This is a genomic window from Pectobacterium cacticida, from assembly GCF_036885195.1.
Classification (GTDB): domain Bacteria; phylum Pseudomonadota; class Gammaproteobacteria; order Enterobacterales; family Enterobacteriaceae; genus Pectobacterium; species Pectobacterium cacticida.
In genome coordinates this window covers 1894828-1908681 of the sequence record NZ_CP133656.1, presented here as the reverse complement: position 1 = coordinate 1908681, position 13854 = coordinate 1894828, and the positions used below count along the sequence as shown (strand labels likewise).

The following is a 13854-nucleotide window of genomic DNA, read 5'->3' as shown; positions in this document are numbered from 1 at the left end:
TGCACTCATTAGCGTTGCCCTCCCGCCGATGTCGCGTCAAGATTCAAATATTGCGGCACCACCGCGCCAGCAAAACGGCGTTGGTGTTGCGTTTGCTGGGCCGATGCGCAGCCTTCTTCGCCGAGGAATTTAACCTGCTCCTCTTCCCACACGGCATCCAGCGCCTGCGGCGTATCATCACGCGCTTCCCCTGCCACCTTAGACGTGACATCGTCACTTTTCAGGTCACTACCGGACAGTGCCAGCAGCAGATCGAACAGCACGGCATAGCGACTATCGCGTTGCTGCAAACGCGCCCCAATCAATGCCAGAATCGGCGCGATGTCGAGTAACCCCGCGCGGCTTTGCGCGGGTTCCAGACGAGAAAGGTACTCAAGGTACAGCGGCAGGTAGTCCGGTAGCTCACGGCAATCCAGCGCCAACCCGGCATCGTCATAGTGCTGCATCAGGTCAACCATTGCCTGACCACGGTCGCGCGACTCACCGTGAACGTGCTCGAACAGCAGCAGCGACGTTGCCCGACCGCGGTCAAACAGCCCGCTGTACTCTGCTTGCATGTCTAACAAATCCCTGTCACACAAGGTATTGATGAACTGTATCAATTGGCGGCGTGCAAGCGGCGACAAGGCATCGGCCTGCGCTGCCGCGTCGATCAACTCACCCCGGTTTTCCCACAGCTCGCTATCGGGATAGTCCAATAGGCGGGCAATAATCCGCAGGCTAATCATGGTTCGTCTCCTGCATGATTTTGCTGTTCATATCGCGCGTCTTGCTGCTGACATCAATGGCGTCAATACGCTTACTATTGAACAGGTTGAATTTGGTATCGCTGCCGTGACACCCATCACCAAAGCTGAAGCCGCAACCTTTACTTTCCGGAAACGCGTCACGCGCCAGCTCACGATGGCTTGAAGGGATCACGAAACGATCTTCGTAGTTGGCAATCGCCAGATAGCGGTACATTTCCTGCGCCTGCGCTTCCGTCAGTCCAACCTGTTCCAGCGCACGGGTATCGATCTTACCCTCTACGCTTTCCGCACGTTTGTAGTGACGCATCGCCAGCATACGTTTCAGCGCCAGTAAGACTGGCTCGGTATCTCCTGCGGTTAGCAGGTTTGCCAGATATTGCACCGGGATACGCAGGCTTTCGACGTCCGGCAGGACGCCAGTGTGCGCCAATTGCCCCGCATCGGCGGCAGACTGGATCGGTGATAACGGCGGCACGTACCACACCATCGGCAACGTGCGGTATTCCGGGTGCAGCGGCAGCGCCAGCTTCCAGTCCATTGCCATTTTGTACACCGGCGACCGCTGCGCCGCTTCAATAACGCTGTTGGGAATACCGTCTTTCAGCGCTTGTTCAATGACTTTCGGGTCATGCGGGTCAAGGAACACATCCAACTGGCTCTGGTACAGATCTTGCTCATTTTCCGCCGAGGCCGCTTGTTCGATGCGGTCGGCATCATAGAGCAGCACGCCTAGATAGCGGATACGACCGACGCAGGTTTCTGAGCAGAGCGTCGGCTGGCCGCTTTCAATGCGCGGGTAGCAGAAAATACATTTTTCCGATTTGCCGCTCTTCCAGTTGAAGTAGATTTTCTTGTACGGGCAACCGGTCAGGCACATACGCCAGCCGCGGCATTTGTCCTGATCGATCAGGACGATACCGTCTTCAGCGCGTTTGTAGATCGCGCCGCTCGGACAGGTGGCCACGCACGCCGGGTTCAGGCAGTGTTCGCACAGGCGCGGCAAATACATCATGAAGGTATTTTCGAACTGGCCGTACATCGCTTTCTGCATATGCGCAAAGTTTTTATCTTTGGCGCGTACGCTGAATTCGCCTCCCAGATCGTCTTCCCAGTTCGGGCCATTCTCGATTTTCTTCATCCGCTGACCGGTAATCAGCGAACGTGGACGGGCGACGGGTTGGTGCTTCCCTTCCGGCGCTTTACACAGGTTCTGATAATCGTAATCGAACGGTTCATAGTAATCGTCGAGCCCCGGTACGTCGGGGTTAGCGAAGATTTTGGACAATACGCTGACGCGATTCCCCATGCGCGGTTCAAGCTTGCCGCTGATTTTACGGATCCAACCGCCCTGCCATTTTTCCTGATCTTCCCAGGCATGCGGATAGCCGACGCCCGGCTTGGTTTCGACGTTGTTGAACCAGGCGTATTCCATCCCTTCACGGCTGGTCCAAACATTTTTACAGCTAACGGAGCAGGTATGACAGCCGATGCATTTGTCCAGATTCAGCACCATGCCCACTTGTGAACGAATTTTCATCAGGCTTTCTCCTGCTGTACCGCTTTCTGTACTGTTTGTTGCTGAACATCGTCCTGGCCTTCATCGTCCAGCCAGTCGATACGTTTCATTTTACGAACGACGACGAACTCATCGCGGTTCGACCCAACGGTGCCATAGTAGTTAAAGCCATAGGCCAGTTGAGCATAGCCGCCGATCATATGGGTGGGTTTCGGCGTGATACGGGTCACCGAGTTGTGAATACCGCCGCGCTGCTGGGTGATTTCCGATCCCGGCAGGTTAATAATGCGTTCCTGCGCGTGGTACATCATGGTCATGCCCGCCGGTACACGCTGGCTGACCACCGCCCGCGCCGTCAGCGCGCCGTTAGCGTTGAATGCTTCTACCCAGTCGTTATCCGCAATACCTAAATCGCTGGCATCCTGTTCGCTCAGCCAGATAATCGGGCCGCCACGCCCCAGCGTCAGCATCAACAGGTTGTCGCTGTAGGTGGAGTGAATACCCCATTTCTGGTGCGGCGTGAGGAAGTTCAGCGCCTTTTCCGGGTTGCCGTTAGGTTTCTGGTTCATTACCGGCGCCGCTGCACGGGTGTCGACTGGCGGGCGGTAGACCAGCAGGCTTTCGCCGAAAGCGCGCATCCACTCATGGTCTTGATACAACTGCTGGCGACCGGAGAGCGTCCGCCACGGAATCCGCTCATGAACGTTGGTATAACAGGCGTTATAGGAAACATGTTCGTCTTCCAGCCCCGACCAGGTCGGGCTGGAGATAATCTTGCGCGGCTGCGCCTGGATATCGCGGAAGCGAATTTTCTCGTCTTCTTTATTTAGTGCCAGGTGCGTGTGATCGCGTCCGGTAAATTTACCCAGCGCTTGCCACGCTTTTACCGCCACCTGACCGTTGGTTTCCGGCGCCAGAGACAGAATCACTTCCGCCGCGTCGATCGCCGTTTCAATCTGCGGACGCCCCGCCGCCGCGCCATCTGCTTTGGTGTAGTTCAGCTTTTTCAGAAAATCGACTTCGGTCTGCGTGTTCCAACCGATGCCTTTACCCCCGTTGCCCAGTTTGTCCATCAATGGACCGAGCGAGGTGAAACGTTCGTACAGGTTCGGATAATCACGCTCCACCACCATTAGATGCGGCGCGGTTTTGCCCGGAATCAGATCGCATTCGCCTTTTTTCCAGTCCTCCACGCCGAACGGCTGCGCCATTTCTGCCGTAGAGTCGTGTTGGATCGGCAACGTCACCAGATCGGTTTCCTGCCCCAGATGCCCTTGACACACGCGGGAGAAGGCTTTCGCGATACCTTTGTAGATTTCCCAGTCGCTTTTGGAATCCCATGCGGGATCGACGGCGGCAGACAGCGGGTGAATAAACGGATGCATATCCGAGGTATTCATGTCGTCTTTTTCATACCAGGTTGCCGTCGGTAGCACGATGTCGGAGTACAAGCAGGTGCTGGACATACGGAAATCAAGCGTCACCACCAGATCCAGTTTGCCTTCAACGCCCCGATCGCGCCATTCCACTTCTTCCGGCTTCACGCTGCCCGCCGTCCCCAAATCTTGCCCCTGAATACCGTGCTCCGTCCCCAGCAGGTACTTCAGCATGTATTCGTGGCCTTTACCGGAGGAGCCCAGCAGGTTGGAACGCCAGATGAATAGATTTCGCGGATAGTTTTGCGGGCTATCTGGCTGTTCTGCGGCAAACCTGATGTCACCGGATTTCAAGGCGGCTACGGTATAATCCTGCGGCGTCATACCGGCGGCACGCGCCTTTTCCGCAATATTCAGTGGGTTAACGTTCAGTTGCGGCGCAGACGGCAGCCAACCCATACGTTCGGCTCGCACGTTAAAATCAATCATACTGCCGCTAAAGCGGGATTTGTCCGCCAAGGGGGACAACAGTTCCTGCGGCGTGACGGTTTCATAACGCCACTGGCTGGAATGGTTGTAGAAGAACGAGGTACTGTTCATATGGCGCGGCGGACGCTGCCAGTCCAGACCAAACGCCAGCGGCATCCAGCCCGTTTGCGGACGTAGTTTTTCTTGTCCGACGTAGTGCGCCCAACCACCACCGCTCTGACCAACACAACCGCAGAAAATCAGCATGTTAATGATGCCGCGGTAGTTCATGTCCATGTGATACCAGTGATTGATGCCGGCCCCCACAATAACCATCGAACGACCGTGGGTTTTATCCGCGTTATCGGCGAATTCACGCGCAATACGAATAATGTTCTGGCGGGAAACGCCCGTGATTTCTTCCGCCCAGGCGGGACTGTACGCTTTGACATCGTCATAATCACGCGCGCAGTTTTCATCGTCCAGACCGCGATCCAGGCCATAGTTCGCCATGGTCAGGTCATACACGCTGGCAACCAGCGCTTCGCTACCGTCGGCCAGCGTCAAACGCTTAACCGGCAGTTTGTGCAGCAGAATGTCTTGCAGCTCGACGTTGTTGAAATGCTCGCTGACCGCGCCGCCAAAATAGGGGAAGCCGACATCAACCACATCGTCGTGCGCCCCCAGCAGGCTCAAGCGTAGCTTCACTTCTTCACCGCTCAGACCGTCGCGCTGTTCCAGGTTCCATTTGCCCTGATCGCCCCAACGGTAGCCGATCGACCCTTGCGGTGCCGTCAGGTTGCCGCTTTCATCGTCAATCGCGATGGTTTTCCACTGCGGATTGTTGTCCTGACCGAGATTGTCTACCAGATCGGCGGCACGTAGCAGTCGACCCGCCGCGTAGTAGCCGTCTTCGCGCGGCTCCAACAGCACCAGCATCGGTAAATCCGTATATTGCCGCACGTACTCGCTGAAATATGGACTTGGTTTGTCGAGATGAAACTCTTTGAGAATGACGTGGCCCATTGCCAACGCCATCGCGCTGTCGGTGCCCTGTTTCGGGTTCAGCCACTGATCGCACAGCTTGGCGATTTCCGCGTAATCCGGCGTGACCGCCACGGTTTTAGTGCCTTTGTAGCGGACTTCCGTAAAGAAGTGAGCATCCGGGGTACGGGTTTGCGGAACGTTAGAACCCCAGGCAATGATGTAAGAGGAGTTATACCAGTCGGCAGACTCCGGTACGTCAGTTTGTTCGCCCCACGTCATCGGTGACGCAGGCGGCAAGTCACAGTACCAGTCGTAGAAGCTCAGGCACACCCCGCCGAGCAGAGAGAGGTAACGCGCGCCCGCGGCGTAGGACACCATCGACATTGCCGGAATCGGCGAGAATCCAACAATACGATCCGGGCCATAAGTCTTGGCGGTGTAAACGTTAGAAGCGGCGATCAGTTCGTTGACCTCGTTCCAGTCAGAACGGACGAACCCACCACGGCCACGAATTTGTTTGTAGTATTGGGTTTTTTCGGGGTCGTTGACAATAGATGCCCAGGCATCCACCGGATCGCTGTGCGTTAATTTCGCTTCACGCCACAATTTCAACAAGCGCTTACGCATCATTGGATATTTTAGGCGGTTGGCGCTGTAGAGATACCAGGAATAGCTAGCGCCGCGCGGGCAACCACGTGGCTCATGGTTGGGCAAGTCCGGTCGGGTACGCGGATAGTCAGTCTGCTGTGTTTCCCAGGTCACCAGACCATTTTTCACATAAATCTTCCAGCTACATGAACCGGTGCAGTTTACCCCGTGGGTCGAACGCACGATCTTGTCATGTTGCCAGCGGCTGCGATAGCCGTCTTCCCAGTCGCGATTGGTATTGAGGGTCTGCCCGTGACCATTAGAAAACGGTTCGCCCCGTTGTTTGAAGTAACGTAACCGGTCAAGAAATTTGCTCATCCGGACTCTCCTGCTGCGAAGCCTGCTGGCTCCTGTCGTTATGAAATGCTCGTAGCAGATAGTTATTTTGCTAACGACACATCGCTCAAATTGGCGCTAGGGTAGCCAGCAACCGCGCCGCCAAACTTGATAACGATCAAGAGTGTCCCCGGTGAAAAACGGAGTACGTCATTAACTACCACTAAAGAATTATTCTTTTAAAATAATTCAAGTAGTTGATTTATAATCATAAAAATAAAACCATTGGTTTTGTGTTTATACCGAATTCATACACACGACTATTTAGAGGTAGTAGGCGGAAAGCGACGAAAAATCGTGCGAATTCAGTAAAGGGGGGACGCTGGATGCAGCGTGAAAAAAACGCCTCCCCGAAAAGGAGGAGGCGTCGTAGTCACATTTTTATGTTTTATGCAGGTATTGCGAATATTTCGTGCGCGACAACACTGTCATTTTCATGCTACTTCGTAGCACGCGCACGACAAGGAGCGCTCAATTGCCGCGCTCCTTGACCTGTGGCTATTTGGCGCTAATTGTGTCGCTACGCGATACCTTCGGCGTTCGTGGCTGCAATTCGGGCCACCAGTGACGCGTTCCCGACGCGGCACTGGTTTTCGTCGCATCCATGCGCCTCACCCGGCAACCACGCCCACCTCAGCACAATTTTTTACGCCGGGAAAAACGAAGGCAGAGAATATTTCGGAAATGTAGGCCGCTAGCTTTGCTTTCTGGCATAAAACAGCCAGGTCACCAGAATGCATACCACGTAACACACGACAAACACCTTCATCGCCCCGGTGGGAGAGCCGGTTAGCTCCAGCGACATGCCGAAGGCTTGCGGAATGAAGAACCCGCCGATAGCGCCAATGGCCGAAATAAAGCCCAATGCAGCGGCCGTGTCCGTTGCGGCCGCACGCTGTGCGTCAGCCTCGCTCCCGCCCTGCGATTTCACCCGATCCGCGGTAATTTTGCGAAAGATGATCGCGATCATCTGGAAGGTTGAGCCACTCCCCAACCCCGCCGTCAGGAATAACGCCATAAAGATGGCGAAGAACATCCCAAATGATCCCGCTGAATGCGCACTGGGTAACGGCAGAAAAAGTAGCACCGAGAAAATGGCCATCAGGACGAAGTTAATCAGCGTGACTCTGACGCCGCCAAAACGGTCTGACAACATGCCGCCTACCGGTCGTGCCAACGCCCCCAGTAGCGGCCCAAAGAACGCATAGTAGAGAATGACGATGTCTGGAAACTGCGTTTTGGACAGCATACTGAAACCGGCGGAGAAACCGATAAATGAGCCAAAGGTGGAGAGATACAAAAAACTCAACACCCAAAGGTGCATTTGTTTAAGTACCGGTAACTGTTCACGAATTGAGGCATTCGCCGTTGAAAGATCGTTCATGCCAAACCAGGCGGCGATAGAGGCGATCACCAAAAGCGGGACCCATATCCAGGCCGCGTGGTGCAGCCAGATCTGTTGCCCATCGGGTTGAACTACGCCGTTGCCGGAGAACCCCAACATCGGCAGAAAAATCACCACCGGCACCAGCAACTGCATAACGCTCACGCCGAGGTTACCTAATCCGCCATTAATGCCGAGCGCGCTGCCCTGGCGTGCTTTGGGAAAGAAGAAACTGATATTGGCCATGCTCGATGCGAAATTCGCGCCAGCGAAACCGCACAGCAGGGAAATCGTGACGAAAACGCGATAAGACGTTTGCGGATCCTGTACGGCAAACCCAAGCCAGACACACGGAATAACCAGAATGAGGGTACTTAGCGTCGTCCAACGACGTCCCCCAACCAGCGGGATAACGAAAGCGTATGGAACACGCAACAGCGCACCGGAAACGGAAGGTAGTGCGGTCAGTAAAAAGAGCTGATCGGTAGAGAAACGAAAGCCAACTTTGTTGAGATTAACGGCCACCGTACTAAAAATCATCCAGACACAAAACGATAACAGCAGGCATGGTACTGAGATCCAAAGATTGCGCTGGGCTATCCGCTGGCCGCCGGCGTGCCATAATTGCGGGTTTTCAGGATCCCACTCTCTAATCAATGTGCTTTGTGATAGCTTTTCGGGCGATGAAGGCTGCGTCATAAAAACCTCGATAAATAAGAACGCGGTAGAATTAAGGCGCAACATTAGGGATTACCTCACAGGTAAAGTTGATGTAAATCAACGCGCTGTCAGGTAAAAAAACCAGGTAAAAATAACCACACTCCTTAATGAGTAAGGAAAATGAAAAAATAAGCAACGGTAATTCAATCTGTTATATCGCCATTTTTCGCTCCGCAATATCCCCTTTTAAGCAAAGGATATTAAGTAGTACTTATTAGTAGGTATAGGGTTATCACGTAGGATCGGGAAAAATGCCAACAGGGTTATCCTTCCCGGTATGGATTTTCTACTCCTCCAGCAGAGGTCGCTGTATGTTGAAACGTTTCCTGCTGCCGCTGTCGCTCGTCAATCAGGTTGCACTATTGATGCTGTTACTCGGTTTGCTGGGTATTGCCGGTATGTCGGTTTCCAGTTGGATGTCACAAAGTATCCAAGGAAATGCGCATGCCATTAATAAAGCAGGGTCACTGCGTATGCAGAGCTACCGTTTGCTCTCAATGGTGCCGCTTTCCGCCGAGAATGAAGCCTACCTACAAGAACTGGAAGATGATGAAATCAGCAGCGACCTCCAGCAGGCGGTACGCCGGGAGGGGCTTAGCGAGCAATTCACCGCGCTGCGTATTTTCTGGCTGGGAAACCTGCGACCCCATTTACAGCAAGCGGGGCACCCTGACGACGCCGCTAGCGATGTCGCCCTTTTCGTGCAGCAACTGGACGATTTGGTTTCCGCCATCGATCATAAAACGGAACAGCGCCTGGTAATGGTCACACTGGTGCAACGCGCCTTTATCGGGCATCATGTGCATTCTGTTGGTCGCCACTTTCTTTTATCTGCGTCGCCGCTTGTTAACCCCGTGGCGACAGTTAGTGTCGATGGCGCAAGCCATCGGCCACGGCGATTTCACCCAACGCATCGCCATTAGCGGACACGACGAAATGAGCACGCTGGGACAGGTGTTGAACAGTATGTCGGATGAACTCTCCGCTATGTATCACAGTCTGGAACAGCGCGTGGCTGAGAAGACGGCCGATCTTCAGCAGAAGAACGATTTACTTTCATTTCTTTACCGCGCGAGCCGACGCCTTCATACCGGCGAACCGCTGTGCAATCGTGTGATGCCGATTCTGAACGAATTGCCCTCCCTGACGCCGCTGCGCAATATCCAATTACGCTTATATGAAGAAAATAGTCAGGAACAGTTGCATCAAGTGAGTAATGCTTGTCAGGCTGCGCCAGATTATGGCCCGGGTAACGACAATGAACACGGCGAATGGCAAACGACACGGGATGAGACACCGGGAGAAGCGCACTGTTGGGATCTGGAAGACCAACACGGACGGTACGGCGTGGTGTTGGCGACGCTGGCGGAGAATAATACGCTGAGCCGCGATCAGAATCAGTTACTGAAAACGTTGTTAGAACAATTAACCAGTACGCTGGCGCTGGATCGTCAAGCCAACCATCAACAGCAGTTGATGTTGATGGAAGAGCGCGCCACGATCGCCCGTGAACTTCATGATTCTATTGCACAATCGCTTTCTTGCCTGAAAATTCAGGTGAGTTGTTTGCAAATGCAGAGCGGGGATTTACCGCCTGCGTCGCAACAGCTATTAACGGAAATGCGTGAAGAATTGAACACGGCCTATCGCCAATTACGTGAATTACTGACGACCTTCCGTTTGAAACTTTCCGAGTCCGGTTTACTGGCGGCGCTGCGCGCGTCGGTGGATGAATTCAGCAAACGGCTCGGTTATCCCATTGGGTTGCACTACCGTCTGCCGCCGCAGTCGGTCTCTGCCCATCAGGGGATTCATGTCCTGCAAATTGTGCGGGAAGCGCTGAGTAATATTTATAAACATGCGCAGGCCACGCAGGTCGATATCACGCTGCAACGTCGCGCAGATTATATAGAACTGAGCGTGACGGATAATGGCATCGGAATTTCTGATGATGCCAGCCGCGCCAATCACTATGGCTTAATTATTATGCGCGACCGTGCACGAGGTTTGCACGGCGAGTGCGTTGTTCGACGCCGGCCATCGGGGGGCACTGAAGTGAATGTCAGCTTTCTCTCCGAATACCGCCCCTCGTCGCCATTAACAGGAGATATTCATGATTAACGAAGATGCCGCCACCCTACTGCTGATTGACGATCACCCGATGTTACGTAATGGCGTTAAGCAACTGATCAGTATGGACCCGGAATTGCAGGTGGCCGGTGAAGCAAGTCACGGTGAACAGGGGGTCGAGTTAGCGGAACAGCTCGATCCTGATTTGATCTTGCTCGATTTGAACATGCCTGGCATGAACGGGCTGGAAACGTTAACTCGCCTTCGGGAAAAATCGCTATCGGGCCGCATCGTCGTTTTTAGCGTGTCTAATCATGAAGATGACGTAGTTAACGCCTTGAAAAATGGTGCCGATGGCTATCTATTGAAAGATATGGAGCCGGAAGATTTATTGGCGGCGCTGCATCAGGCGGCGTCAGGGAAAATGGTACTCAGTGAAACGCTGACGCCGATCCTGGCCGCTAGCCTGCGGGAAAATCGCCACAGCAGCGATCGCGATATTCAACAGCTTACGCCGCGCGAACGCGATATCTTGAAGCTATTAGCGCAGGGATTATCCAACAAGGTGATCGCGCGTAAACTCACCATCACAGAAAGCACCGTTAAAGTTCATGTTAAACATCTGTTAAAAAAGATGAAGCTCAAATCACGCGTTGAAGCCGCCGTTTGGGTGTTGCAGGAAAAAGTCATTTAATCACGCGTTGACATCCTCCCCGCCCTAAAAGACGGGGTTTTACGGCGCACCTGATAAAAAAGCACACGTTAGCAAGAACCATCCCAGACGATCCTCGCGCGGGCGAGGATCGCGCCCGTAACAGAGAAAAACCGCTATGCTTGTGCGCTCTCTCAACGGCGGTTAAACCATCGCGCTGTTTATAGCCATTATCCTAATCCATGTTGCGCTGCTCTCGTTTAGACTGCTCTGTAATTTCATTTCTATTTTTACATCACGTTTACATCGAGGGACCACCATGAAGAAGGTCAATAAGGAGCGATTTATCGGCCTGGAATGGTTACGATTTTTGCTCGGATGCTATGTAATGATTTATCACACGATCCATGTTTATCCCCAGCGCGCACGGATTCCCTTTTTGAGCGAGTTCACCAGCATGGGCTTCTTTGCCACCAGTACATTCTTCGTGCTGTCTGGCTTTCTGCTCGCGCATGTTTACATCAAGGACGGGCGCCTACGTGAACCGGCTCGTCAATTCTGGGCCAAACGTCTCTTTAATCTCTACCCTATTCATATTATTGCGCTACTGTCCTCTATTGCCGTTGTCACGTTGATGCAGTGGCTGGCCATCCCCCCGGAAGGGCAGGTTGCCAGCGCGCGTTTCGTTATCTATGACTCTAACGACCCTAACGTGGACCCCGAAACGCTGCGCCATTACATGACAAATACACAGTTGGCGTTCAACGGGTTATTACAGGTGCTGATGTTACAGGCATGGAACCCTTACTTCCTGACCTTCAATGCCCCATTATGGTCACTTTCTACCCTATTCTTTTTCTACCTGACTTTTCCCCTTCTCGCTCCACGACTGATGAACAGTCGTCATCCATGGCTATGGATGGGCATTATTTGCTTGCTATACCTCGTGCCGCCGGTTTGGGTGATCTGGCAGCAGCAGTTTGGCATTCCGTATACCGGGCTTTTGCAGCGTGGGCCGCTCTTCCGTCTGCCGGAATTTCTGGCAGGCATTTTGGGCTATGCGCTGTTTCGTCATTATCGTCAGCAGGGGCGTCCACCGCTGACGACCGGCCAGCGCTATGCGCTCGCGCTCTTTATCGGCGTGAATTTCCTTGTCGCAACCTGGTTGTTTACCCACGGTGAAGCCTACTGGTACTTTCTGCTGCACAACGGGTTGTTGCTGCCTGCTCAGGTTGGTTTAGTGTGTCTCAGCGCGCTGGCGAGTGACCCAAACAGCGCGTGGCTGCGCCATTGGTCGCCTCGCTTGGGTGCGGCGTCGCTGTCTATCTTTGCGCTGCATGTGCCGCTCTTCAATTTATTCCGAACACTGGAACAATTGGTGCGCGGCAACCCGCTGGCCTGTTTCAGCGCTTGGGACCAATGTATTGCCGCCGCAGGCCAGGTACAACTGTCTGTAATCGGCTATATCACTTTCCTGTTAACTACCGTCGTGCTCTGCGTTCTCTTTCAGGAGCAGATAGTGTTCCGCATAAAAACATTCCTGGCCGCGCGTTTTCTTAGCCGTAATATGCCTCCGCGCACTGCGTAATAAGCGACATCCACACATTTCAGGCCGGAGGTTTTCCCCCGGTCTGAGGGCCTTCCCAGAGCGCGCGCCTTGTTATGAGTCTGCCGCACACGTGGCTACCATTGCTTTATAGCGGATTATCATCAACAGTCGTGTTTATAACTATTTACATTCTAATCAATGATCGTTTTCGAGTAGAGCATCGCCACGATTCCTGTTAATGTTTTCCGTCCCGGCTAAACCGGTTCGTTACAACGGCTGTACGTCTTTGACGGACATCTCAATACCTGTCACCACGGTTTATTTAAGCAACAATGACACTATCCAAACACGCAATCTCCTCCCTCAGTCTGGCTATCGCGCTCTCCGCTGGCATAACACCAAGCCAAGCTGACACCATTTGGCTGGACAATGGCGACAAGCTAACAGGGAAAATCACGCTGCTTGACGGCAATAAACTCTTTATCGATACCGACTATGCAGGCGCTATTTCTGTGGCCTGGGACAAGGTGAAAACCTTTGAATCCGATCATGGTCTGGTCATTCAAGGCGAACGCTATAAGAAAGGTATCCTGTATCCAAGCGTAAAACCGGGTGAAAACCGCGCTATTGTCGCTAGCCCATCGCTCGCTAACGATGCTGACGGGCCGCAAATAATGCCGCTTACCCAAATCACCTCCATTGTGGCGCAGAAGCCGCTGGTGACCGATTTTGCCTGGACGGGTAATATCGACGCCGGCATGGCGCATAAGAAAAGCTCGACGGAAACCGATAACTACGACGTGACATTGAACACCAAAGCGCGTCACGATACCTGGCGTCACAATCTGGATGCCAGCTATCATTTGGCTAAGGAGGACAACGTCGAGAGCACCAAAAACGTGGCGGGTGAATATGCGCTGGATAAATTCGTGGATGAGAACTGGTTTTGGCAAGGCCGTTATCAGTACAAACGCGATTGGATCGAAAGCATTAAAACCAACCGCTCTTTCGGTCTCGGCCCAGGCTACCAGTTCTGGGACAATGACCTGGGCGCGTTTTCACTGACATCGCTGGTCAACTCGCAGACCTTTGTGTACCGCGATCGGGATGATGATGATGATTTCTACTCCGGGGCGTTGAAATGGGCCTACAACCGTTATCTGTTCAGCAAATCCATTGAAACGTTCACCACCGGTGAACTTGGGCGCTCATTTGATAGCACCACGCCCATCTATCTGAAAGCCGATGCAGGTTTACGCTTCAAATTGACCGACTGGTCTTCTGTACTGATGAAAGTATCGCGAACCCGTATCGAAAGTAATCAGGGGAATGTTAACGACACGCTGTACACCATGGGCGTTGGCGTCGGCTGGTAATACCGTTATTCGCCTTGCGTTAA

Annotated in this window: 7 protein-coding genes and 1 pseudogene; 4 read left to right on the top strand and 4 right to left on the bottom strand. The window is 53.3% G+C overall.

Going from position 1 to position 13854, the window contains the following annotated elements; translation table 11 throughout:
- Positions 1 to 8: 8 nt before the first annotated feature.
- The 4 genes from narJ to RFN81_RS08880 form a co-directional block, all read right to left on the bottom strand.
- The gene (gene narJ, locus RFN81_RS08895; RefSeq protein ID WP_264498731.1) at positions 9 to 728 is read right to left on the bottom strand and encodes a nitrate reductase molybdenum cofactor assembly chaperone; all 720 of its coding nucleotides are present in this window, start codon (positions 726 to 728) and stop codon (positions 9 to 11) included.
- Positions 721 to 2286, bottom strand: a complete 1566-nt coding sequence (gene narH / locus RFN81_RS08890; protein ID WP_264498730.1) for a nitrate reductase subunit beta — start codon at positions 2284 to 2286, stop codon at positions 721 to 723. The genes narJ and narH overlap by 8 nt, the downstream gene beginning before the upstream one ends.
- On the bottom strand, positions 2286 to 6062 hold the full coding sequence (locus RFN81_RS08885; protein ID WP_264498729.1) for a nitrate reductase subunit alpha: 3777 nt from the start codon (positions 6060 to 6062) through the stop codon (positions 2286 to 2288). Before RFN81_RS08885 ends, narH begins: the two co-directional genes overlap by 1 nt.
- 712 nt (positions 6063 to 6774) lie before the next feature.
- Complete coding sequence (locus tag RFN81_RS08880) at positions 6775 to 8163, bottom strand: NarK family nitrate/nitrite MFS transporter (protein ID WP_264498920.1); 1389 nt, start codon at positions 8161 to 8163, stop codon at positions 6775 to 6777.
- 332 nt (positions 8164 to 8495) lie between these two features.
- Here RFN81_RS08880 and narX point away from each other — a divergent pair.
- From narX to RFN81_RS08860, 4 genes and pseudogenes are all read left to right on the top strand, one after another.
- Positions 8496 to 10305: pseudogene (gene narX / locus RFN81_RS08875) on the top strand (nitrate/nitrite two-component system sensor histidine kinase NarX).
- Positions 10298 to 10948, top strand: a complete 651-nt coding sequence (gene narL, locus RFN81_RS08870; RefSeq protein ID WP_264498728.1) for a two-component system response regulator NarL — start codon at positions 10298 to 10300, stop codon at positions 10946 to 10948. Before narX ends, narL begins: the two are co-directional and overlap by 8 nt.
- 277 nt (positions 10949 to 11225) lie before the next feature.
- On the top strand, positions 11226 to 12494 hold the full coding sequence (locus tag RFN81_RS08865; RefSeq protein ID WP_264498727.1) for an acyltransferase family protein: 1269 nt from the start codon (positions 11226 to 11228) through the stop codon (positions 12492 to 12494).
- 293 nt (positions 12495 to 12787) lie between these two features.
- Positions 12788 to 13831, top strand: a complete 1044-nt coding sequence (locus tag RFN81_RS08860) for a DUF481 domain-containing protein (RefSeq protein WP_264498726.1) — start codon at positions 12788 to 12790, stop codon at positions 13829 to 13831.
- Positions 13832 to 13854: the final 23 nt, after the last annotated feature.